General features: G+C 54.9%; 21 protein-coding genes and 2 pseudogenes. 14 read left to right on the plus strand and 9 right to left on the minus strand.

The annotated features are described in order from the left end of the window. Positions 1–2: 2 nt before the first annotated feature. Positions 3–932, minus strand: coding sequence for a ZIP family metal transporter (locus tag ACP4CD_RS22995; protein WP_426992804.1), 930 nt, complete (start codon positions 930–932; stop codon positions 3–5). A gap of 235 nt (positions 933–1,167) precedes the next feature. Here ACP4CD_RS22995 and ACP4CD_RS23000 point away from each other — a divergent pair, with 235 nt between their 5' ends. The 4 genes from ACP4CD_RS23000 (at position 1,168) to ACP4CD_RS23015 (ending at position 5,744) form a co-directional block, all read left to right on the plus strand. Then, positions 1,168–1,686 (plus strand): DUF2780 domain-containing protein, encoded by a 519-nt coding sequence (locus tag ACP4CD_RS23000; RefSeq protein ID WP_426992806.1) that lies wholly within the window; start codon positions 1,168–1,170, stop codon positions 1,684–1,686. A 212-nt stretch (positions 1,687–1,898) separates the two neighbouring features. Further along, positions 1,899–2,993 carry a quinolinate synthase NadA gene (gene nadA / locus ACP4CD_RS23005; RefSeq protein WP_168032480.1) on the plus strand — a complete coding sequence of 365 codons (1,095 nt, stop codon included), beginning with the start codon at positions 1,899–1,901 and terminating at the stop codon, positions 2,991–2,993. Positions 2,994–4,106: 1,113 nt separating this feature from the next. Beyond that, a complete protein-coding gene (locus ACP4CD_RS23010) occupies positions 4,107–4,838 on the plus strand; it encodes a DUF1566 domain-containing protein (RefSeq protein WP_426992808.1) in 732 nt (243 codons plus the stop codon). Between the two features lie 171 nt (positions 4,839–5,009). After that, on the plus strand, positions 5,010–5,744 hold the full coding sequence (locus tag ACP4CD_RS23015) for a DUF1566 domain-containing protein (protein ID WP_426992810.1): 735 nt from the start codon (positions 5,010–5,012) through the stop codon (positions 5,742–5,744). Between the two features lie 735 nt (positions 5,745–6,479). On the opposite strand, the gene ACP4CD_RS23020 is transcribed toward ACP4CD_RS23015, so the two are convergent. From ACP4CD_RS23020 to ACP4CD_RS23040, 5 genes are all read right to left on the minus strand, one after another. After that, positions 6,480–7,505 carry an SMEK domain-containing protein gene (locus tag ACP4CD_RS23020; protein ID WP_426992811.1) on the minus strand — a complete coding sequence of 342 codons (1,026 nt, stop codon included), beginning with the start codon at positions 7,503–7,505 and terminating at the stop codon, positions 6,480–6,482. A gap of 10 nt (positions 7,506–7,515) precedes the next feature. Next, positions 7,516–8,217, minus strand: coding sequence for a hypothetical protein (locus ACP4CD_RS23025; RefSeq protein WP_426992812.1), 702 nt, complete (start codon positions 8,215–8,217; stop codon positions 7,516–7,518). Positions 8,218–8,543: 326 nt separating this feature from the next. Further along, complete coding sequence (locus ACP4CD_RS23030; RefSeq protein WP_426992813.1) at positions 8,544–9,221, minus strand: hypothetical protein; 678 nt, start codon at positions 9,219–9,221, stop codon at positions 8,544–8,546. A 9-nt stretch (positions 9,222–9,230) separates the two neighbouring features. Then, positions 9,231–9,785: a cyclin-dependent kinase inhibitor 3 family protein gene (locus ACP4CD_RS23035; protein ID WP_426992815.1), complete on the minus strand. Its 555-nt coding sequence runs from the start codon at positions 9,783–9,785 to the stop codon at positions 9,231–9,233. A 120-nt stretch (positions 9,786–9,905) separates the two neighbouring features. After that, entirely contained in the window at positions 9,906–10,349 is a 444-nt protein-coding gene (locus ACP4CD_RS23040) for a cupin domain-containing protein (protein WP_426992816.1), read from the minus strand. A 308-nt stretch (positions 10,350–10,657) separates the two neighbouring features. Here ACP4CD_RS23040 and ACP4CD_RS23045 point away from each other — a divergent pair, with 308 nt between their 5' ends. Further along, the gene (locus ACP4CD_RS23045) at positions 10,658–11,299 is read left to right on the plus strand and encodes a methyltransferase (protein WP_426992817.1); all 642 of its coding nucleotides are present in this window, start codon (positions 10,658–10,660) and stop codon (positions 11,297–11,299) included. Positions 11,300–11,344: 45 nt separating this feature from the next. Here the strand turns inward: ACP4CD_RS23045 and ylqF are convergent, their stop codons facing one another. Next, a complete protein-coding gene (gene ylqF, locus ACP4CD_RS23050) occupies positions 11,345–12,262 on the minus strand; it encodes a ribosome biogenesis GTPase YlqF (RefSeq protein ID WP_071155487.1) in 918 nt (305 codons plus the stop codon). A gap of 179 nt (positions 12,263–12,441) precedes the next feature. On the opposite strand from ylqF, the gene gap reads away from it, so the two are divergent. Next, positions 12,442–13,455, plus strand: a complete 1,014-nt coding sequence (gap, locus tag ACP4CD_RS23055) for a type I glyceraldehyde-3-phosphate dehydrogenase (protein WP_064031526.1) — start codon at positions 12,442–12,444, stop codon at positions 13,453–13,455. 9 nt (positions 13,456–13,464) lie between these two features. Beyond that, positions 13,465–14,909, plus strand: a pseudogene (gene pyk / locus ACP4CD_RS23060) (pyruvate kinase). A gap of 51 nt (positions 14,910–14,960) precedes the next feature. On the opposite strand, the pseudogene uvrD reads toward pyk, so the two are convergent. After that, a pseudogene (gene uvrD, locus ACP4CD_RS23065) lies at positions 14,961–17,128 on the minus strand (DNA helicase II). A 103-nt stretch (positions 17,129–17,231) separates the two neighbouring features. Here uvrD and ACP4CD_RS23070 point away from each other — a divergent pair. Then, positions 17,232–17,462: a YgaP family membrane protein gene (locus tag ACP4CD_RS23070; protein ID WP_064031523.1), complete on the plus strand. Its 231-nt coding sequence runs from the start codon at positions 17,232–17,234 to the stop codon at positions 17,460–17,462. Between the two features lie 42 nt (positions 17,463–17,504). Here the strand turns inward: ACP4CD_RS23070 and ACP4CD_RS23075 are convergent, their stop codons facing one another. Further along, entirely contained in the window at positions 17,505–17,936 is a 432-nt protein-coding gene (locus ACP4CD_RS23075) for an FxsA family protein (RefSeq protein WP_281020999.1), read from the minus strand. A 71-nt stretch (positions 17,937–18,007) separates the two neighbouring features. On the opposite strand from ACP4CD_RS23075, the gene cutA reads away from it, so the two are divergent. The 6 genes from cutA to accC all read left to right on the plus strand — a co-directional run bounded on the left by cutA (position 18,008) and on the right by accC (position 23,431). Next, positions 18,008–18,325: a divalent-cation tolerance protein CutA gene (cutA, locus tag ACP4CD_RS23080; RefSeq protein ID WP_426992820.1), complete on the plus strand. Its 318-nt coding sequence runs from the start codon at positions 18,008–18,010 to the stop codon at positions 18,323–18,325. Further along, entirely contained in the window at positions 18,307–20,532 is a 2,226-nt protein-coding gene (gene dsbD / locus ACP4CD_RS23085) for a protein-disulfide reductase DsbD (protein ID WP_426992822.1), read from the plus strand. The genes cutA and dsbD overlap by 19 nt, the downstream gene beginning before the upstream one ends. Next, complete coding sequence (locus ACP4CD_RS23090; RefSeq protein WP_426992824.1) at positions 20,529–21,059, plus strand: TlpA family protein disulfide reductase; 531 nt, start codon at positions 20,529–20,531, stop codon at positions 21,057–21,059. The genes dsbD and ACP4CD_RS23090 overlap by 4 nt, the downstream gene beginning before the upstream one ends. A 113-nt stretch (positions 21,060–21,172) precedes the next feature. Next, complete coding sequence (gene aroQ / locus ACP4CD_RS23095) at positions 21,173–21,634, plus strand: type II 3-dehydroquinate dehydratase (RefSeq protein WP_064031519.1); 462 nt, start codon at positions 21,173–21,175, stop codon at positions 21,632–21,634. Beyond that, on the plus strand, positions 21,624–22,070 hold the full coding sequence (gene accB / locus ACP4CD_RS23100; protein WP_168032507.1) for an acetyl-CoA carboxylase biotin carboxyl carrier protein: 447 nt from the start codon (positions 21,624–21,626) through the stop codon (positions 22,068–22,070). The genes aroQ and accB overlap by 11 nt, the downstream gene beginning before the upstream one ends. Before the next feature lie 17 nt (positions 22,071–22,087). Beyond that, positions 22,088–23,431: an acetyl-CoA carboxylase biotin carboxylase subunit gene (gene accC / locus ACP4CD_RS23105; protein WP_064031517.1), complete on the plus strand. Its 1,344-nt coding sequence runs from the start codon at positions 22,088–22,090 to the stop codon at positions 23,429–23,431. The last annotated feature ends 10 nt before the right edge of the window (positions 23,432–23,441 follow it).

Consider the following 23,441-nt stretch of genomic DNA (forward strand, 5'->3'; position numbering starts at 1 on the left):
GCTTAGCTGAGGATTTTGTCCAGCATCATCATGATGATGAAGCCGATCATCAACGAAAACGTAGCGATGCGCGAGCGGCCCTTGGCATGGGTTTCCGGAATGATTTCCTCGCTGATCACGAATAACATCGCCCCCGCCGCGAAGCCCATCGCAATCGGCAGTATCGACGAAAACACCGTCACCATCGTAATGCCCAGCAGGCCTCCGACCGGTTCGACCAAGCCGGTCGCGGTGGCGATCCCAACCGCTTTCCATTTGTTGTAGCCCAAGCCGACCAACGGCAGCGCGACGGCCAGACCTTCCGGCAAATTTTGCAGCGCGATGGCGATGGCCAACACCAGGCCGTTATTCATATTTCCCGAGCCGAAACTGACGCCCACCGACATGCCTTCCGGAAAGTTGTGGATCGTGATGGCGATGATGAACAGCGAAATTTTTTGCAGCGAATTCAAGCTTTCGTCGCTAACCGCGTCGAAATGCAGGTGCGGCAGGCGTTCGTCGGCGAAATGCAAAAACACCGCGCCCAGCAGCATGCCGGCCGCGACGATCCACAACCCCTTGCCCGGCCAAATCTGGTCGCCGAAGTCGATGCCGGGTACCAGTAGCGAGAAGGCGGTGGCGGCCAGCATCACCCCGGCGGCGGCGCCGAGCATGCTGTTGAACAGGCGCTCGGAGATGTCCTTGAAAAACAGCGCCGGCAATGCGCCGACGCCGGTCGCCAAGCCCGCCAGAATGCTGGCCATAAAGCCGATCACGACCACGCCGTCGAATATCAGGTACAGACTGCCGAACACCACGACTTGCGACAGCAAAAACAAACCAGCCAGAACGCCCCAGCGTTGTAGCGTGGGCAGCGTCATGATTTTCAGATACCGTGGATGGGCTTGGAGACGGAGGTAGTATTCCTCGAGCTTGGCTTGTATGTTTTGCATTTTTTATTATCCGAAGGTGAGGGTGCGTAAAGTCGCGATTATACTGAATTAACCGCCGCCGCCGAGGTTCGTCACTCCGGTTGTCGGCGGGTAATTCGCGGATTTGTCTAGCCCCTGGCAAATATGCCGGGAAAACCGGTGCGATTTCGGTATCATGCGCGCGGCGTCGGGTTGGCGCTGTCAACGCAAAAGGCCGCGAAAGCCAACCGGAATCGTCTTTTTCACGGGAGTCACGATGAGCAAACTCAATTTCAGCAAAGGATTTTTTCTAGCCGCGACGGTCACGGTAGCCGGTTGTAATGCGCCGCAGCCCTACACCGGGCAAACGTTCGCGCAAACCCCGGCGCTGCCGTCGGTGCCTGCCGCGGGAAACCTGGGCGCCGAGATGGACTTGGTTGGCCTGTTGGTCGGTCAACTGGGTATTTCCCCACAGCAAGCGCTGGGCGGAGTGGGTTCGATATTCTCGTTGGCGCAACAGCGCCTGAATCCGGGCGACTTTTCGCTACTCAGCTCCAATGTGCCCAATATGGACCGCTATCTCGGTGCGGTTTCGAATCAGCCTAAGTTTGGCGATGACGGCGGGTCGTCGCTACTCGGCACGGCCGGCGGTTTGCTGGGTTTGGCCGGGTCGTTTCAGAGCTTGGGGATGAACAGCAGCATGATCGGCCAATTCGTGCCGGTGGTGTTGCAATACGTGCAAAATCAAGGCGGGGCTTCGGCGATGGCCTTGCTGGAGCAAGCTTTGTACCGGTAGTTTCGGCGGGTTGGTCGCCGCTCGGCGTTGCTACGGTTTGCGTTTTTCGTCGGCGTTTGGCGCCGGTTGAGCGGAGACGACGCCCGCATCCTGGCTCGCTCCGCCACCGTCTTCGAACGGTTTGACGATCGGGTTAGCCAACGCCGGGAACCGGCTACCGATTTCGCGGCCCAAGCCGTTACAATGTGTTCTTTTGATTGCCGGGTTGAAACATGACTGCCGCATTACCTATCCATGATTACGCCTTGTTGGACGACGCCGAATGCGCAGAACGTATCGCCGCCGCCAAAGCCCAATTAAACGGCCGCTGCATCGTGCTGGGCCATCATTATCAACGTGACGAAGTATTCCAGCATGCCGATATTTATGGGGATTCGCTGAAGTTGTCGCGCGAGGCGGCGCAATCGGCGGCCGAATTCATCGTGTTTTGCGGCGTGCATTTCATGGCCGAGGTGGCAGACATCCTGTCCCGGCCCGAGCAGATCGCAATTTTGCCGGACATGGCCGCCGGTTGTTCGATGGCGGACATGGCCAATAAAATCAAGGTCCAGCAATGTTGGGACGAGTTGGCTAAGATCATCGACGTCGAAAATTCGGTGACGCCGGTGACCTATATCAATTCCGCCGCCGACTTGAAAGCTTTTTGCGGTCAGCACGGCGGCATCGTTTGTACCTCGTCCAATGCGCAAAAAATCCTGAATTGGAGCTTCGAGCGCCGCGAAAAAGTCCTGTTCTTCCCCGACCAGCACTTGGGCCGCAACACCGGTTACCGGATGGGTATTCCGCTGGAACACATGGTCACCTGGGATTTCAACAAACCGCAAGGCGGCCTGACCGAGCAACAAATCCGCGACGCCAAAATGATTTTGTGGAAGGGTTACTGTTCGGTGCATCAGGCTTTTCAACCCGAGCAAATCGACAATTTCAAGGCAAAATATCCGGAAACCATCGTGATTTCGCATCCGGAAGCCTGTTTCGAAGTGTGCGAGAAATCGGATTACATTGGTTCCACCGAGATGATTTTAAAAATTGTCCGCGAGGCCGAGCCCAATACCCGCTGGCTGGTCGCCACCGAATTGAATCTGGTCAACCGGCTGGCCCAGGAAACCAAGGCGCAGGGCAAGCAGGTCCATTTCATGGCGCCGACCTTGAGCATGTGCTCGACGATGTTCCGTACCGATCCGCAGCATTTATGCTGGGTGTTGGAAAACCTGGCCGCCGGCCATGTCGTCAACCGAGTGTCGGTCCCGGCCGAAGAGGCCGCTCTGGCTAAGTTGGCGCTGGATAATATGCTGCTGGCGTCTTAATGCGTTGATAGCGCGCGGGCTAGGCGTTTGCCGCCGGTTCGGCGGTAAGCGCTCGGTCCTCGCGAATGGTTATCCGTCCAGCCGCCGTACTTCTTAGCGTCCAATCTTCTGATTTAGTAAGTCTTCAGCGATCTGTAGCCCCTCTTTGAAAAAGAGGAGCAGGGAAGACTATTTGAATAAATCCCCCTCAGCTCCCTTTTTCAAAGAGGTTACTTGGATTGGGGCCGCTTGAAGCCTATGTTGAATAGTTACTGAATTTTAACCCGGTCCCTTTGGCCCCGAGTAAGTAGAAGGGCGTAACACCAAAGGCTTAGACGGGGTCGATCAGCGATCAATCGGCCCTCCCAGTCCAGTTTCGCCACCGGCAATGCCGACAGCAAGGGTATAGACCGTTCCGTGCCGTGTTTTTATGTTGGAAACGCGTCCTTCCACTTTCCAGTGACGTGTTTTCAGCCTTCCGTGATGCGCTTCCACCATTCCGTGACGTCCTATTCGCCTTCAGTGATGTGTTTCCAAGGTTCCGCGTCGTGTTTCCATCCCTCAGTGACGTGCTTCCGACGTTCCGTGACGTGTTTCCACGATTCCGTGACTGCCGAATCGCTGTACGCCTCGCCAGCCGTGGCTTGCAGAGGTTTTCCCCCAACGTTGGAAACACGCGTAAAAACGGTTCCGGGACGGGAGTCGAAGTCGTCGTGCCATCATTACCCTAAAGCTGCGCGCCGATCCGCGCGATCAACTGTAATATTAAGCAATTAACCTAGCACCATAACAGTGTCGCAGTTTCATTGACTGCCTGTAGAGTTGGTCTGTATTGCTAAAACAGCATATGGTAGGCGCTAATTAATTGAGCGGAGATATTTTTCGCGCGCTATGATTAAGCCGCGCCGGAGGAGCGTTAGGCCGGTTTTTATCGCCTACGGTTGCGGCCACTCGCGTCATGGCGAGGAGTGGCGCTGTTGTTGGGATAACTCGCAATCCCCTCAGAGGTGCCGCGTGGTTTGGACTGTTAAACGGAGGTGGAGGATGAGCTCGAAACCTGGTTGTCCTGACTCAGGGTGGCCTCTAAACAATGTTCGATGGTCATTTTTATTCATTAATCGAAAGGAGAAATTCATGAATACCCGTAAAACTTTAGTTGCGTTGGGTTTGCTACTCGGCGGTGCCATATTAAACGCCCACGCCAGCTTGACCAGTTATACCGGCGCCGACGGCGCTGGCTTGGTCTACAGTAGCGTCGGCAACGTGACTTGGACGCAAGACGCCAATTTGTTCAAAACCCTGTCCAATGCCGACCATTCGCTAATCAGCCGGGTTATCGCGTTGACGCCTACAACGAATTATTACGCCTCATCCGGGCCGCAAGTAACCTTGACGGCGAGCGATTTCGGCAGTTTCAATGTCAACATTCCCTCTTCAGGCTTCCTAAGTTGGTGGGGGGCTATCGCCTTCGCCAATTACTTAAACAGCATCGACTACGGCGGCAGCCACCAATGGCGCTTGCCGACCAGCAATGCCATTGTCGGTTTTAACGGCACCGCCGGTAACGAACTAGGCCAATTGTTTTATAGCGAATTGAACGGTACCGCCGGCAAGTTTATTCCCAACACCCCAACCTTCGACAACGAATCGCCGGTAGCCTACTGGTCTGGTATTGAGTTCACTTCCAACCAGGCCGCGGCGTGGGGCTTTGACGCTCGAAACGGTGCTCAGGGCTACGATGAAAAGGGTCGCGGGCATCTGGTTTGGCTCGTTAGCCCAGGGCAAGTGGCTGCGGTGCCGATACCGGGCGCATTAGCGTTGTTTGGAACCGGGCTGATGGGATTGCTGGGTTTGCGGAGAAAATAACATTCCGTCGTTTCGGGTAAGGCGGCGGTTAACCCAATTCTTTTTGTAGACGCTTAAATCTAAAAAACGCGGCGCTGACGGCCAATGCACTTTGTTGTTCGGCCGCAATTTACGGTACGTTAGATATTAACCCATGCTGTCGCGCGCAACCCATATCCAAGGAGTTTACTCATGACACACAGGCTACTTACCTTCGGCGTTCTGCTCGGCGCCGCCGCGTTCAACGCCAATGCCACGCTAATCAGCTTTACCGGTGCCGATGACGTTGGCTTGGTCTACAGCAGCGTCGGCAACGTGACCTGGACGCAAGACGCCAATCTGTTGGCTACGCTGGAAAGCACTTACGGTTTCCGAAACGTCATCCAAGCCATTATCGCCGCTAGCCCTACCGTTAGCGACACGCCCAACAGCTTCGACGGTTACACCGGTTCTTACACCGTGAAAACCACCGATTTTTCGTCGGACGGTAGAGCCAACTGGTTTGGCGCGCAAGCTTTCGTTGGCTTACTGAATCGCGTCAACTATGGCGGCAGCTCCCAATGGCGCTTGCCAACCAGTAATGCCATCGACGGATACGACGGCAGCGCCGGCAACGAACTGGGCCAATTGGTTTACGGCGAATTGGACGGTTCGGCGTCTAATTCCATTCCCAATACCAGTAGCTTCGACCACGAGCAAGCCTCTTCGTACTGGTCAGGTACCGAGAATGCGGCTTCCCCCGGTAGCGCGTGGTATTTTGAAGCCTATTACAGTAGTCAGGCCAACCACCGGAAGACTTATCAACACTACGTATGGGCGGTGAGTCCCGGACGATTGTCGGCCGTGCCGATACCGGGGGCTGTTTGGTTGATGGGTAGTGGCCTGATGGGATTGTTGGGTCTAAAACGGCGCGGGCGGGTTGGGTAGCAGGCATATTTAGCGATTGGATTTTGTTTCGTTAGCCGGCGGGAATTATCCCCTGGGTGACTGTTTAACGCGTATCGAGCGATCGTATTGACTCGGGCTTGCAATGATTAAACCGACTGGTGCGATCCCCCTCGATTCGCTTCCGAGAACGCAGGACGTTTGCCTCGACTCCGTTCGGAGAGCGCGCAGGTTGTTCCCCGAGAGGAGGCGATTGTTCCCCGAATGAAGTCGATCACTCCCTGAGCGGAGCCGGTCGTTCCCTGATCGGAGCCGAAGGGAACTAAAGCGTCTAAAGCCCGAAACACTAGTTCCCGCCCTTTACCTGAGCACATCCGCATCGGCGATAAAAACCTGGCAAATCGCTGTTGATTTAGCCGTTCCCGCAAACACAACCGGCGCACGGCATTGCCAAACTCGGGGTCTTGGAAAATAACAACCGCCGCACCGTTTGCGACTCGCGCGGTTTGTAATCTCTCCGAACGCCATGCTGGCCAACTTATTCGAGCGGAGATTTTTTTACGCGTTAGAGTTGTTACGATGAGTCGAGGAGGAGTTGGTGGGCGGTTACCGACCCTTTGCGGCCTCTCAACGAATCAAGAAGCAGACGATGGGAGTGCCTCAGTTCGTCGCTTCGCGGTTCTTTCGGTCTCGGTCCCGTTCCTGCAAATTCGATGAGCGGGAGTGGCCTGTTTCAACTAATAGTCAACGGGTTGGAAATTGATTGGCTAGCTTTCCTTATTTAAAGTCTGAGAAATCTAAGCTAACCACAACTTTCTCAAGACTAATGTTCTTCTGCTTCAAGAAGTCCATGAACTCCCAGGTGAGCTCATCGCTGTTGGCATTAGGAACTGTTCCAATACCCCATGTGGCGCTCTTGTCCCATTCATCTGCCTCGTTCAGCCAGCAGAAGCTTTGCTCCATCAGAAGCCGAAGTTCGCCATCCATGTCGGGATAACTGCAGATCCGCTTCAGCTTATCAACGCTAATCGTAAAGCTAGTCCCATCAACATCGGCACGGTCAAGCATGAACGCATAGAACTGACGCGAGATTCGGGGCAGGCTCTTCAACCTCCTGATGAACTTATTGAAATCCTTCCTCACCGCTTGTTCTGTAACTTCAGTATCGGGATTCTGTTCTTTCAGATGCTTGTGATAGGCCGACACACCGTCATAACGTTCTCTGGGAATCTTCTCGATGAACGCATCAATATTAGTTTGATACTTGCCCGATTTGTCGGGCACCTCAAGCTCAATCTTGACACGGGCAACTTCTTTACTGACCAGATCATGAAGCTGCTGAAGGCGGTCTATGGGCAGCGAGAGAATTTTCTTGAGCACATCCCCTATGTCAAGAATGTGCTTCTTGGTATTGAACTTAAACGGTCCTGTCAAGGTGGGCTTTATACCGCTATAGCTTCCCTGCTTATCCACTAGGATTAGTACATAAATCGTCGGAAACTTGCCGACCTGTGGCGCAGCGTTTTCCAAAGTCTTGTTTATCTTGTCAGATGTTTTGGTGGAGGTGATCTGGAAAGCCACTTTGGCGGTTTCGTCCCCAAGATCTAGGCCAGGGTTGTTTGAACGCTCTTCGTTGAGATTGATCAGCTTGTAGTCATAGACGATGTTGAGAACGTCCTTGAAGAAATCCTCAAGGTAACGGTTCAGGTCATATAGCTGCAACCCAGCGCGGCTTTCAACTTGGTGCGAAACTGCAGTCAATTCGTCAATAATTTGACCTATATAGTACCCCCTTGTGATCATTATATTTCTCTCATCTATATGGAAATGGTTTTATCAAGACCTCAACCTCTTCACCGCTCACATAACCGCCAACCAGTGCGGTGAATTTCTCAACATCATCTATTTTTGAAAATCTTCCAAATTCTTTTCTGACCTCTTTTAAAACTCCATCTGGAATTTTCTTAGTAACAGAGTAGGCTATGAAATACGGGCTATAAGGAGCATTAGCAGGAGAGGTAGTAGGAATTTTGTCGCAGTATGGATTGATGTATTTTTGATACATGTGTTCTGCAAAATTCACCGCACATCCTTCTTCTAGAGAACTTACCTTGACATTGCCCCCCTTCACGTTAATTACTGGATTCAACAAGTGAAGTGATTCATGGCAGATGTCGTAGAAGACATCTTCCCAAGTTCTTACATACTCCCCAAGCACTATGGCAACTGTGCCATGATCTTCCATTAGCGGAACTATCCGAGATTGAGGTTGAGCTACAAAAAGCGGCATAGAATAGAGCTTGGTATCGTCACCATCTCCATATAGATTTTCTAATTTCGCCAAGACAACAACCATTATTGCATTGAGAAGCTCTTTATTACCCTCTATTTCATCGCGTGGATTAGATGTCGCATTTACAGCAGCAGAATCGATTTGCTCCTTGAGCCTTGCCTTTAATCCATTATTTAACTCAACATCTTCAAGCAACTGAAGCAAAACTGGAGCTATCATCATTTATTATTCTTTCCGAATTTTCTCATCCCGCCTCTTCAGCAGGGCTAGCTTATCAGCAATCTAATTGTGTGCAGGTCTTTCAATCTAATATCTGCAGGCCTCGACGGACCACAATAATACGAAATAAATTATAGCTCGCAGTCGGAAGACCCGGAAGATACCTGAATGTCCGCAAAGGGCGAGCGCCCCAACTGGCAGCTTTTGGCCGATTTCTGACCCAGGATGCCTTCCTCTATTTCAGTAATTCCGCTAATCGGACCTTTTTACACCGGGCTTAGAAATTGCTCCGATTACGCCGTCTCCGCTAGACATTCCGGTTCCCTGGGTTATTCAGTCCGGGCTATACGCCGAGCCATATCGGCTTTGCGGGCGAGCATCTTGTCGGCTAGCGTTGCTGAGCCGCCGCTGGCTAAGACGACCTGGCGAATCTCATCGTCCGGAATGCGAGCGACGACCAGGATGGCTTGTTCGATTTGTTCAGGCGTCATCGCGGCGAACAGCTTGACGGCGTGAGGATTGGCGTCGTCGCGGCGTAAGATATCCAGCTCGTCAACGCGGATACCGAACGCCTTGCCCTTGGGATCGCCCTGGGCGCGGAAGGCTAGGGCGCCGCCAACGTCCAGCGTCAGGACTTGGCCGCCGGCAACGCCTTGGTTATCGCCGTTGAAGCCGGCGGCGTCCCAGTTGGCGGTCCAGGCATGCACGCCGAACCATCGCCGCGCTTGTTCGCGCTCGCTGTCGGTGAAATGGGTCAGGCATTTCTTTTCCAGTACGATCCATTCGGTCGCTATCTGGTCCGGTGCCGCAGTAGTCACGTAGCGCAGGGTCGGCGCGCCGGCCAGTTGATAGAGTTGGGCGGCGAGCCATTCGTTGCGGGCGTGGGCGACGGATTCCAGCGTCTTCACGTAATAGCGTCGGCTGTTGCCGTCTTGATAAACGCCGGCCGGATTGCTGCCCAGTTGTCCGCCTACCCGTGAAAGTTTGGCGGTATCGAGGGTAGTCATGTTGGCGGGTTAGGGGATCAGCTGGGTGCGGCGGACCAGCGCCAGTTGCGCCGGCGTTTCGATGGCGCCCTTGCGCGCGTGGCGCACCGCGTGGATCGCCGCTTCCGGGTCCATGCCCAATTCCACCAGCAGCCGCGCGGCGATCATGCCGGCCCGGCCCAGGCCGCCCTTGCAATGCACCAATAAGTCGTCGCCCTTGCGCAAACGCTGGCGGATGTCGGCGCCTTGGGTTAGCCATTGTTGCTCGAAAGCTTGGGTGGGAACCGAATAGTCGGCGATCGGCAAATGCAGCCACTCAATGCCGCGTCTACGAATTTCGTGGCCGAGTTGCGGAACCTTGAGCGCGGTCAGTTCCGCCGGTTCCACCAGGGTTAATATCAGTTTGGCGCCCCAGGCGGCGATGGCGTCCAAATCGACGCCGAGATCGCGCTCCCAGACGCCGGTGTGGGCAAAGCGGTCGTGCTTGCCGGGGCAAAAGGTGATGCCGATCCGTCCGTGCGACGGGCTGGCGCGCACTTCGGCAATTTGCAGCGGGTGGGTGTGGCTGGTCCGCGTTCCGGCCATGGCGTTAATCTCGGCGGTGTTATCAATGCGCGCGAGTCTAGCACGAAGGCCGCTTGAGCAGTGCCGAATCGTAATGGCCGCGCGAAGATCGCCCGGCCTCGGGAGCTGGTGGCAGGGTGCTTATCCATCGGTTAACGCTGGTTGCGCATTGTGCAAGGCGATGAAGTCCGCCATTGCCAGCGTGCCGATCACGTTGGCGTTGTCGTCGAGGATTTCGTAGAGCACGCCGCTGCCGCGTATGCTGAACAACAGTACCACGTCGATGTCGCCGCCGCCTTCCCGGTGCGGCTCGTCGCTGGCGGGGCTAACGGTGTAGCGGCCGGTCGGCCGGATTTCCTTCAAACTGCCGTCGGGGTGATATAGGCGGTGCTCGCCTTGGATGACGAAAATGTGGTTCGGCGCCTTGTGTCGATGCAGCACGATTTGTTGGCCGGCGGCGAATTTGAAGAGCACGTCGATAATGTTGGCTTCGCTATCGATGTGCAGAATGAAATAGTGCAAGTGGTCGAAGCCGGCCAGGGTTTGCCAGCGGATACGGCTGTCGTCGAATAAATGGGTGTTCATTGGGATGTTCTCGAATAGGGGTGAAGAAGATCGTCCGGCCGGTGTACGGTCGAGACCTGCGGAGTTTAAGGGGCTAGCGGCGTGCGGTAAGCCGAGATTTGCCCGAAATTGCCGGGCAAATTGCCCGCCATCGATTGGCGCCCGACGCGAGCAGCGCGGGAGGTGGCGGAGGTGTTTCGATTCGGGGCTCGAGGCGGAACGGCGAGTAGGTTCGGGTTTGAGCTGGCGCCGGGATTTGCGGTAGCATGCCCAAGTAATCGACAGTCTCCTTCAACTACCCAATTTTGCCGCCTATGAATCCGTTGGATATGAGCATCGAAGCTCGCAAGCAGGAACTTGCCCATTACTTGGACAAGCAGCCGTACATCACCGAGTTGGACGGCATTACCTTGAAAATCGCCAAAAACGTGTTTCCGTCCGATTTCGGACTGACCAGCTCGTTTTTTGGCAATTTCATGCAGCGGCAGCCTCCCGCCGAAACGGCGTTGGATATGGGCTGCGGTAGCGGCTATTTCGCGTTTTTATTGAAAAAGATGGGCTGCGAGAACGTGATGGGCGTGGATTTCAATCGGGATGCGGTGCTGTGTACCTTGGAAAATACCCGCTTGAATCCCGATCTGACGCCTATCGATTTTCTGCACAGCGACTTATTCGCCGACGTGCCGCATCGGCTGTTCGACCTGATCGTGTTCAACTTCAATTATTACCCGTGCGACGGCACTTTTGGCTTGAACGAGGACGGTGGCCGCGAGATATTGAAACGGTTTTTTCATCAAGTGAAGGACTACATTAGCGAACACACCCGCATCTATATTCCCTATTCGCAATTTGTCGGCGAAGAGCACGATCCGAAACACATCGCCCCGGAATTCGGTTTTTCGGTGACATTGGAGGAAAGCACCGTTAATCATGCCGGCGAGCATTATATTTATAAGGTGATGAAGGCCTAGCTGGATCGAGCCGCTCGAGTTTCCGCTGGCGCGGGGCCTAGCGGCCTATTGCGGTCGGTTGCCGCGCCGCTTCGTCGCTTGCTTGGCGGCTTTTTCTTCTCGCAGCGCGGCGACATCCAGTAGTTCGCGTTCGATCATGTCCGGGGTTTCCAGGCTGATGCGGCCCAGCGTGCCAGCTCGGAGTTCGGTCAACAGCAGTTTGGCGGCCTTGTCCAGTTCCACGATGCCACCGCTACGTAGGCAGCCGCGTTTGGCGCCGATCGCTTGCAGCAAGGCCAGTACCTCGCCCGGCAGCGGTTCCAGCCGATAGCGGGTTTTCAGTTGCTCGGGATAGACCTGGGTCAGGTACTCCAACGCATAGAGGGCGATGTCGTCGTGCTGGAAGGCGGTGTCCTTGATCGCGCCGGTCACGGCCAAGCGGTAACCGCCGTGGCGGTTTTCGACATTGGGCCATAACACGCCCGGCGTGTCGGACAGCACCAAATTGTTGCTCAGGTTGATGCGTTGTTGGCGCTTGGTGACGGCAGGTTCGTTGCCGGTCTTGGCAATGACGCGGCCGGCCAGGATATTGATGATCGTCGATTTGCCGACGTTGGGGATGCCCATGATCATGGTCCGCAGGACTTTGCCGGCGGCCAGCTTGTCGGCCAGCATTTTATGGCACAGATCGACGATTTGCCTGACCTTGTCGGTTTGCTGGCTGGTGAGGGCCAGGGTTTTGACGCCTTGTTCGCGTTCCAGGTAGTCCTGCCAAAGTTTGGTGACCTCGGGATCGGCCAGATCGGTCTTATTGAGGATGCGTATCGTCGGTTTGTCGTCGCGCAGCCGGGCCAGCATCGGATTCTGGCTACTGTAGGGAATGCGGGCGTCGAGAATTTCGATCAATAGGTCGATGTCGGGCAGGGCTTCCTTGATCTCTTTGCTGGCCTTATGCATGTGGCCGGGGTACCACTGGATATTCATGGTTGGGTCTTATTTGCGGAATCGGTGCCCATTGTAACGCAAGCCAACGCCGGTTCCGGCTTTGCCGCGCGGTTGCGCGGTAGACGTTGTTTGTCGGGGTTTGCTACAATCAGCGCTATTTTTAGTGCTTTCCGCACATCTTGAAGTTAGTCCTTCACACTCATCCCGGAGAAAACTCTATGGCAATTAAAGTTGCAATTAACGGTTACGGTCGTATCGGTCGCAATGTCTTGCGCGCGTTGTACGAATCTGGTCGCACCAACGAGATTCAAATCGTCGCGATCAACGATTTGGGCGATTCCAAAACCAATGCACACTTGACCAAGTACGATACCGTGCACGGTAAATTCCCGTTCGATGTTTCCGTCGATGGTGATTACATTGTGGTCAACGGCGATCGCATCCGGGTTCTGGCGGAACGCGATCCGGCTAAATTGCCTTGGGCCGAGTTGGGTATCGACGTGGTTCACGAGTGTACCGGTTTCTTCACCAGCAAAGCCAAGGCGTCCGCCCACCTCTCCGCCGGCGCCAAAAAAGTCATTATTTCCGCGCCGGGCGGTAACGATGTCGATGCGACCGTTGTTTACGGCGTTAACCACACCAGCTTGAAAGCGAGCGATACCGTCATTTCCAACGCTTCTTGCACCACCAACTGCTTGGCGCCGCTGGTGAAACCGCTGATGGATACCATCGGCGTCGATCATGGCTTGATGACCACGATTCATTCCTATACCAACGACCAAGTACTGACCGACGTGTATCACAGCGACTTGCATCGCGCGCGTTCCGCCACCCAATCGATGATTCCGACCAAAACCGGTGCCGCCGCCGCTGTTGGCTTGGTGTTGCCGGAAATGAAAGGCAAGTTGGACGGTTTCGCGATGCGGGTTCCGACCATCAACGTCTCGGTGGTCGATTTGTGCTTCCAGGCGTCTCGCAATACCACCAAGGAAGAAATCGACGGCATTTTGCGCGAAGCGGCCAACGGTTCCTTGAAAGGTATTTTGGCGATCAACGACGAGCCTTTGGTGTCTTCCGACTTCAACCACAATCCGCATTCCTCGATTTACGAAGCGGGTCTGACCAAAGTCACCGGCGGAAACTTCGTCAAAGTACTGTCCTGGTACGACAACGAATGGGGCTTCTCTAACCGGATGCTGGACACCACCGTCGCTTTGTACAACGCCAAATAAAGGGAATACATGCAGTTACGTAGAACAAAAATCCTGGCGACGCTGGGACCCGCCACGGACAAACCCGGCGTGCTTGAAGATTTGTTCAAGGCAGGCATCGATGTTGTCCGTTTAAATTTCTCGCACGGTTCGGCGCAAGATCACATCGATCGCGCCAACCGGGTTCGCGAGTTGAGCAAAAAAGCGGTCGCCGGGTCGGCATTCTGGCCGACTTGCAAGGCCCTAAAATCCGTATCGAGCGCTTCAAGGAAAACAAGGTTTGGCTGGAAGAAGGCCAGGACTTTGCGTTGGACATCAACCTCGGCAAGCTGGACGGCGACAATACTCAGGTCGGCATCAGCTACGAACCGTTGGCGCGCGAAGTCAAGCCGGGCACGCGCTTGCTGCTGGACGACGGTCGGGTGGTGCTGGACGTCGTTAATGTCGTGGACAATGCCCGCGTTAATACCAAGGTGGTTGTCGGCGGCGATCTATCCAACAACAAAGGTATTAACTTACTGGGTGGCGGTTTATCGGCGGCGGCATTGACCGATAAAGACAAGGAAGACATCAAGACCATTGCGATCATCCAGGCCGATTACGTGGCGATTTCCTTTCCGCGTACCGCCGACGACATGCACGAAGCGCGTGCCTTGCTGCTGGCCGCCGGGTCTACCGCGGGCTTGGTGGCCAAGGTCGAGCGCGCAGAAGCCATGGAGGTCATCGACGAAATTATCATGGCCTCGGATGTGATCATGGTGGCCCGAGGCGACTTGGGTGTGGAGATCGGCGACGCCAATCTGCCGGCGGCACAAAAGCATTTGATCAAACGTTCTCGCGAATTGAACCGGGCGGTGATCACGGCGACTCAGATGATGGAGTCGATGATCGAAAACCCGATTCCGACACGCGCCGAGGTTTTCGACGTTGCGAATGCGATCGTCGACGGAACCGATGCGATCATGTTGTCGGCGGAAACCGCATCCGGCAAACATCCGGTCAAAACGGTCGAAGCGATGGTGCGCATCTGCATGGAAACCGAGAAGCAGCCCGCGGTGATCAAGTCCAAGCATCGGATGACCGATAGCTTTGATCATGTGGACGAAGCGATTGCGATGTCGGCGATGTACATGGCCAACCACACCAAGATCAGCGGGATCGCCTCGTTGACCGAAACCGGCTCGACGCCGTTGTGGATGTCGCGGATCAGCTCGGGCATTCCGATCTACGCGTTCAGTAGTCACGAGAAAACCTTGGGCCGGGTTACTCTGTATCGCGGTGTGTTCCCGATTCCGTTCACGCACGAAAAAATGGCGAACGCGGAGGTCAACCGTTACATCATCGAAAAATTAAGAAATCGTGGTTTAGTTGCCGACGGCGATTCTTTCATCATCACCAAGGGCGATGCCACCGGTCATAGCGGCGGTACCAACTCGTTGAAAGTCATTACCGTGCACGAAGATTTCGCCGGTTAATCGACGTTACTGCTTAAGCCGCCGTCCGAGAGTTTTCGGACGGCGGCTTTTTTATGCCTTGTCCAATTTGGCATAAGCCAACATCAGCCATTTGATGCCGGCGTTGCGGAAATTGATCTGTACCTTTTCTTGGTCGCCGCTGCCCTCGGTTTGCAACACCACGCCTTCGCCGAATTTCTCGTGCCTGACCGCCTGACCCAGCCGAAAACTGGCGTTCTGATCGACCATCGAGCCTAGCGTGGCCGGACTGGATGAGGCTGGGCGGGTGACGTTGGCGCGCAGGCGAATTTCGGTCAGGGCTTCCGGGGGATTTCCCGCAGAAAGCGCGACGGTCTCGGATAGCTGTCCTTGCCATATAAGCGGCGCGACTCGGCATAGGTCAGATAAAGTTGTTGCATCGCGCGGGTGATGCCGACGTAGCAGAGACGGCGTTCTTCCTGCAAGCGGCCGGGTTCGTCCACCGCTTGTTGCGACGGAAACAGACCTTCCTCCATGCCGACCAGAAAGACCAGTTTGAATTCCAAGCCCTTGGCGGAATGCAAAGTCATTAATTGCACGCAATCCTGGTCGGCTTCGCCCTGCATTTCGCCGGCTTCCAGCGCGGCATGCGCCAGGAACATATCCAGTTCCGACAGGTTTTCGGCGTTTTCGCTGTCGTAATCGAACAGCTTGGCGGCGTTGACCAGCTCTTCCAGGTTTTCGACCCTGGCTTCGCCCTTGTCCTGTTTTTCTTTTTTATACAGTTCGATCAGGCCGCTGGCCTCGACGACGTATTTGACGGTCTCGTAGAGATTCATGCCGTCGGTCGCCAGGGCTATGGCCTCGATTAGATTCATGAAGCCTTGCAGGGCATTGGCGGCACGGGCGCTCAGTTGCTTTTCGCCCAGCATGCACTCGGCGGCTCGCCACAGCGAAACGCCGCGTTCCCGTGCCAGAATACGCATGTCGTCCAGCGTTTTCGCGCCGATGCCGCGCGTCGGCGTATTGACCACTCGCTCGAACGAGGCCTCGTCGTCCCGGTTGCTGGACAGGCGTAAATAGGCTAGAGCGTTCTTGATTTCCATCCGTTCGAAGAAGCGCAAGCCGCCGTAGACCCGATATGGCACGGCCGTGGTCATTAAGCGCTCCTCGAATTGTCGGGATTGGGCGTTGGAGCGGTAAAGAATAGCGACTTCGCTACGCAGGCCGCCGTCGCGTACCCATTGTCTGATTTTTTCGACGACGAAATAGGCTTCGTCCTGTTCGTTGAAGGCCGCGTAAACACCGATCGCGTGACCTTCGCCGGCTGCCGTCCACAGTTCCTTGCCCATCCGGTTTTCGTTGTTGGCGATCAACACGTTGGCGGCCTTGAGAATGTGGCCGGTGGAGCGATAGTTCTGCTCCAGTCTGACGATGCCGTGTTCCGGATAATGTTTTTGGAAGGCGAAAATGTTTTCGATCTTGGCGCCGCGCCAGCCGTAGATGGATTGGTCGTCGTCGCCAACGACGAACAGATTGTTGTTGCCTTCGGTCAGCAGGCGTAGCCAAGCATACTGGATCGTGTTGGTATCTTGGAACTCGTCGACGTGGACTTGCCGGAAGCGCTCGCGGTAAAAGGCCAGCAAGTCTTCGTTGTCGCGCAACAGTTCGTGGGCGCGCAGCAGCAGCTCGGCGAAGTCGACCAAGCCGGAGCGGTCGCAGAGTTCTTCGTAGGCCAGATAGATGCGTTGCATTTGCCGGTGGTAAAAGTCGTCGGCTTGCGACATGTGGCGGGCGCGGATGCCCTCGTCCTTTTGGGCGTTGATGAACCATTGCACTTGCTTGGCCGGCCACTTGCTGTCGTCCAGCTCCAGGCTTTTTAGCAAACGTTTGACGATGCGCAATTGGTCGTCGCTGTCCATGACCTGAAAGGTGTCTGGCAATTTGGCTTGCTTGGCGTGTTGGCGTAGCAGGCGGTGAGCCAGGCCGTGAAACGTGCCGATCCACATCGAGCGCGCCGAGGTATTCAGCAATTCCTCGATGCGGTGGCGCATTTCATTGGCGGCTTTGTTGGTAAACGTGACGGCCAGGATGTGATAGGGCGATATGTGGTTGATTTGTACGTGCCAAGCGATGCGGTGTACCAACACTCGGGTTTTGCCGCTGCCGGCTCCCGCCAGGACCAGCATGGCCTGCATCGGCGCGGAAACGGCCAGGCGCTGATCGTCGTTCAGCGGCGCGATTATCGTTGAGACGTCCATTTTAATAACTTGCAGAATTTGGGGAGCTGTGTATATTTGCGAGCTCTTGAGGGAAAGCCTTGCGTCAGGACTAACAATAAATACTACACAGAGAGGATTGGAGATGAGCTTCGATTATAAACGTTTGATCAAGTTTGAACACAATATCGGCGACAAAGATAAGAAAGTCCGCATGGTTTCCGGCATCGTACTGGTGTTTGTTTCCCTGTTTACCGCCAGCATCCTGATGTTATTGGTCGGCGGCGTTCTGATCGCGACCAGTTATTTCGGCTGGTGTCCCGCCTATTCCGGCTTCGATAAAAACACATTGAACCAAAACGCCGACAGCCAATAATATTGTTCCGGCGGCCGATGGCGAGAGCCCTGGGTCGCCGGCTTAGTCCTGTTTTTTGTATTCGCCGTCAATGACCACCCGCTGAGCACCGGCGGTGGAACTACCCGCCATCGGTACCAAATAGCGTTCCAACACGTATTGAGCAATTTTTCGGCGCAATCCAGGCACCAAGCAGGCGAAGCCGATCGCGTCGGTGAAAAAGCCCGGTGTCAGCAACAGTGCGCCGCCAACCAATAAAATCGGACCTTCAATCATTTCATAAGCCGGAATCTCGCCTTGCCGCAATGCCGCTTGAAAGCGTTGCCAGGTGGCGAACCCCTGCGTACGCAGCAACCAAGTCCCCAGTGCGGCGGTAAAAATCACTAGAAATATCGTCGGCAAGACGCCGATGATGCCGCCGACCATCAATAGCAGATAAATTTCCACGAACGGGACGATCAAAATGGCGGCTAACAGAAAGGGCAAGGGTTTCATGGCGGTCTCGATCAGCGAAAAAACCAGCAATACTAAAAGCATATCCGGCGGATTTCCAGGATAATATCGATATGCCATTGTTAATCTTTTGTACTTGCCCGGATGCCGACATCGCCGAGCAGCTCGCACGCGAACTGGTTGCCGCCAAATTGGCGGCTTGCGTCAACATCTTGCCGGGCGTTCGTTCGATCTACGCGTGGCAAGGCGCCATCGAGTCGACCGGGGAACATTTACTGCTGATTAAAAGTCATCGCGAACGCTACGCCGAATTGGAGGCTTTGCTGAAGCAACTGCATCCCTATGACGTGCCCGAAATTATCGCGCTGCCGATCGAACGCGGTTCGGCGGATTATTTACATTGGATGAATTCATGCCTTGCTATCGATTGATCTCGCTGTTTTTGCTGTTCGGGTTTTTTACTCACGCGGCGGCCTTGGACAGTCAGGATTTTTTGCCGCCCGACCAAGCCTTTCGTTTGACTGTCGCCGCTAGCGACACCGAGCATGTCGCACTGAACTGGCGGATTGCCGACGGCTATCATTTGTACCGCGACAAAATTAAGATTCAGTCGCGGACCGAGTCAATCTCCCTCGCTACGGTGCCATTACCGACCGGCGCGGAAGAGCATGACGCGACACTCGGCGATGTCGTGGTCTATCGGGACAATCTGGACGTCAAACTGCCGTTGATCAACGGCACGCACGAGCGGCAGTTGAAGTTGTTGGTCAAATATCAAGGTTGCGCGGATGTCGGGGTGTGTTATCCGCCGCAGAAAGTGGTGCTGGATATCGACTTGCCGGTTGCGACTGTCGGGGCCTCGGCGACCGGTGGCTTAAATCAATTCGTGCAAGGTCTGAAAGGTCTGACGCCGGGATTGTTTTCCAGCGAATTATTGCCGCCGGAGCAAGCCTTTCAGTTTTTTGCCGAGGCGGTGGGCGCCAACGTACTACGGGTGAATTGGCGGATTGCCGACGGTTATTATTTGTACAAGGATAAGCTGGCCGTGCAACTTAAAACGCCGGCTCACGCCGCGTTGACGCCGTTGCAATTGCCGGAAGGCGAGGCGTACCACGACGAGGAATTCGGGCAGGTGCAAATTTACCGACGGAATGTCAGTGTGGATATCCCGCTGACGCGAGACAATCGTGCCGCCGAAACCTTGCAAGTACTGGCCAAGTTTCAAGGTTGCGCCGATCGCGGTGTCTGCTATCCGCCTATGCAACAAGTCGTCGAGGTGGCGTTGCCGGAAGCCGCCGAATCGGCCGATCTTTCTGCCGTTGTCGCGTCAACGCCGCCGGCGGTGTCGGAGCAGGATCGTATCGTCGATGCCCTGCGCCGCGACAGTCTGCCGCTGACTTGGCTGAGTTTCTTCGGTTTTGGTCTATTGCTGGCCTTTACCCCCTGCGTATTTCCGATGATTCCGATTTTGTCCGGCATTATTGTCGGTCATGGCGACATCGGTACACGCAAGGCGTTCTCGCTGTCGTTGAGCTATGTTTTGGCGTCGGCGACGATGTATACCGTATTCGGAGTATTGGCGGCCCTGTTCGGCAGCAATTTGCAGGTAATTTTTCAGCAGCCCTGGGTGATTGCGGTATTCGCCGGTTTGTTTGTGTTGCTGTCGTTGTCGATGTTCGGTTTTTATAACCTGGAAGTGCCGAAAGCGTTGCAGGAACGCTTGCATCGCTCCAGCGACCGCCACCGTGACGGTTCGTATTGGGGCGCGGCGATCATGGGGGCTTTGTCGTCGCTGGTGGTCGGCCCGTGCGTTGCGGCGCCGTTGGCGGCTGCTTTGATCTATATCGGTCAGACCGGCGATGTCTGGCTGGGCGGGTCGGCGTTGTTCGCGATGGGTTTGGGCATGGGAATGCCGCTGTTGCTGCTGGGGGCGTCGGCCGGCCGCTTGTTGCCCAAAGCCGGTGCCTGGCTGAATACCACTAAAAGTGTGTTTGGCGTGTTGATGCTGGCGGTGGCGGTATGGATGTTGGCGCGGGTGATTCCAGCCCAAGCGTCGATGTTTTTGTATGCAATGCTGTTGGTCATTCCCGCGATCTTCTTGAACGCCATCGACCCGTTGCCCGATTCGGCGTCGGGTTGGCGCAAGTTGTGGAAGGGCGTCGGCATCATTTTGTTGGTGTTGGGCATCTTGGAGTTAATCGGTTTGAGCGCCGGTAACACTAATCCCCTCCAGCCGATGCGGGGCGTATTCGCGGGCGGTAGGGCCGAAGCCGCGTCCAAGCCGCTGTTCGAACGGGTTAAGACGCTGGCCGAACTTGAGCAGCGTATCCAGCAAGCGGCGTCGGCCGGCAAGTCTGTCATGCTGGATTTCTATGCCGAGTGGTGCATTTCCTGCAAGGAAATGGAAGCCTATACCTTTGCGGATTCGGCCGTGAAACAAACGTTGGCCGGTTTCGTGTTGCTGCAAGCGGATGTGACCGACAATAGCGATGCCGATCAGGCTTTGCTGAAACGCTTCGACTTGATCGGGCCGCCAGGCATTATTTTTTTCGGAGCCGACGGACGCGAGAAAGCTGATCGCCGGGTGATCGGATATCAAGATGCCGAGACTTTTTTACAAACATTGAAAGGCTTATGACCCGAAAATTCGCGATGGTGTCGGTTGGAATTCTAATCGGGCTTCTGGCCTTGGGCGGCGGTTGGTATTTCCGCTCGGTTCAGCCTGGGGCAGAAGCCGAGGTTCCCCTGGCGGCCGATTTCACGTTGCCGGATTTGGATGACAAGCCGCAAGCCCTCAGTCAATGGCGCGGCGATATTGTCATCGTCAACTTTTGGGCGACTTGGTGTCCGCCCTGCTTAAAGGAGATGCCGGAATTCGTCAAAATTCAGCAGGAATTTGGCGGTCGCGGCGTGCGTTTTGTCGGTGTCGCGATCGAAGACAAGGCGCCGGTACTCGAGTACTTGCAGCGCCGGCCGGTCAACTATCCAATTTTAATCGGCGGCGATAACGGTATCGCGCTGGCTCATCAACTCGGTAACGTGATTAATACCGTGCCGTTCACGGTTATCATCGACAGACAAGGCCGGATCGTGCATCGTCAGCTCGGCGAATTGACTCGAACCCAAGCGCTGGAAGTACTGGAAGGAATGCTGTCGAAAAAATAAGCGATTTGTCCGGAAAATGTCGTGTTAATGGATATAAATCAGTTTATCTGGACAAAAACACACAAATTAGGCAGAATTCCCGCCTATTCGATCAACCTTCGTTTTCACTTTGCATGGCGATCATCACCGTTCTAAACGGACCCAATTTGAACCTGTTAGGTGTCCGGGAACCGGGAATTTACGGCAAGCAAACCTTGAGCGACATACATGAAAAACTCGATCGGTTGGCCTCCGAGTTGGGCCATGAGTTGGATTTCATGCAGAGCAATGCCGAACACGAACTGATCGACCATATTCATCAGGCATACCAGCGCCGCGTTGACTTTATATTGATCAATCCGGCCGCTTTTACCCATACTAGCGTGGCAATCCGCGATGCCTTGTTAGCCACCAAGATTGCCTTCATCGAAGTGCATTTGTCCAATGTGCATGCCCGCGAGCCGTTCCGGAGTCACTCTTACTTTTCCGATATCGCCGTCGGTGTGATTTGCGGATTGGGAGCGCACGGTTACGAATTGGCTTTGCAAGCCGCCCATCAGATTTTATTAACGAGAACTCAGAACAATGGATATTAGAAAAATAAAAAAATTGATCGATCTTATCGAAGAATCCGATATTGCTGAGATAGAAATTAGCGAGGGCGAGGAGTCGGTACGCATCAGCCGTTATTCTTCATCGGCACCGGCACCGGTGTTTACCCAAGCTCCGGCTCCGGTAGCCGCCGCGCCTGCAGCCGCATCGGCGCCGGTTTCTGCTCCGGTCGAGGAAAAAGTGAGCGGCCATGTCGTGAAATCGCCGATGGTCGGTACCTTTTATCGCTCCGCGTCGCCGGGCTCCGCGGCCTTTGTCGAGCTCGGACAAACTGTCAGCGTTGGCCAAACGCTTTGCATCATCGAGGCGATGAAAATCCTCAATCAGATTGAAGCGGACAAGAGCGGCAAGATTAAGCAAATTCTGGTTGAAAACGCCCATCCGGTCGAATACGGCCAACCTTTGTTCATTATTGAATAACGGACTATAGGGGGGCTATGTTCGAAAAAATAGTTATCGCCAATCGCGGCGAGATCGCATTGCGCATCTTGAGAGCTTGTCGAGAGCTGGGTGTCAAAACCGTGGCGGTGTATTCCGAAGCCGACCGCGATCTGAAACACGTTCGCTTGGCCGACGAAGCGGTCTGTATCGGTCCCGCCGCGTCGTCGGCAAGCTATCTGAATATCCCGGCCATCATTAGCGCGGCGGAGGTGACCGATGCCGAGGCGATACATCCGGGTTACGGTTTTTTATCGGAAAATGCCGATTTTTCCGAGAAAGTCAGTCAGAGCGGTTTTGTGTTCATAGGCCCTAAACCGGATACCATTCGGATGATGGGCGACAAGATCTCCGCGAAAAAAGCGATGCAGGCAGCCGGGATTCCCTGCGTGCCGGGCAACGGGGACCCGTTGGGAGACGATGACGACACCAATCTGAAAATGGCCAGGGAGATCGGCTATCCGGTGATCATCAAAGCGGCGGGCGGTGGCGGCGGACGCGGCATGCGTACCGTGCATACCGAGAGCGCGTTGTTGAACGCCATCAACCTGACCAAAGCCGAAGCCGGGACCGCATTTGGCAACAGCACGGTGTATATGGAAAAATTCCTGGAAGATCCTCGGCATATCGAATTTCAGGTTTTGGCCGATTCCCATGGCAACGCCATACATCTGGGCGAGCGCGACTGTTCGATGCAGCGCCGTCACCAGAAAGTGGTGGAGGAAGCGCCCGCGCCGGGTATTACGCCGGAGCAGCGCAAACAGATGGGTGAACGTTGCGCATTGGCGTGTCGTGAGATCGGTTATTTGGGTGCCGGCACTTTCGAATTCCTATACGAAAAAGGCGAGTTTTACTTTATCGAGATGAATACGCGGGTTCAAGTCGAGCACCCTGTGACCGAAATGATCACCGGCTTCGATATCGTTAAGGAACAACTGCGGATCGCGGCCGGCGAGAAACTTTCGATTACTCAGGAACAGGTCGTGTTTACCGGCCATGCGATCGAATGCCGCTTGAATGCCGAGGATCCCAAGACTTTTATGCCTTGTCCTGGCGTGATAGAACAATTCCATATGCCGGGTGGCCCGGGGATACGTTGCGAAACGCATATTTACAACGGTTATAAAGTGCCGCCGTATTACGATTCCATGATAGGGAAGTTGATCGCTCACGGCGACGATAGAGCTAGTGCCATTGCCCGAATGAAGACCGCGCTCAGCGAAATGGTGATTGACGGTATTAAAACCAATATTCCGTTGCAGCAGAGTATCATGGCCGATGCGGCATTTGCGCAAGGGTGCCAGAACATCCATTATCTGGAAAAGAAACTGGGTATCCATTAAACCGCTTTCC

The organism is Methylomonas stagni (assembly GCF_050154735.1).
Lineage (GTDB): Bacteria > Pseudomonadota > Gammaproteobacteria > Methylococcales > Methylomonadaceae > Methylomonas > Methylomonas koyamae_A.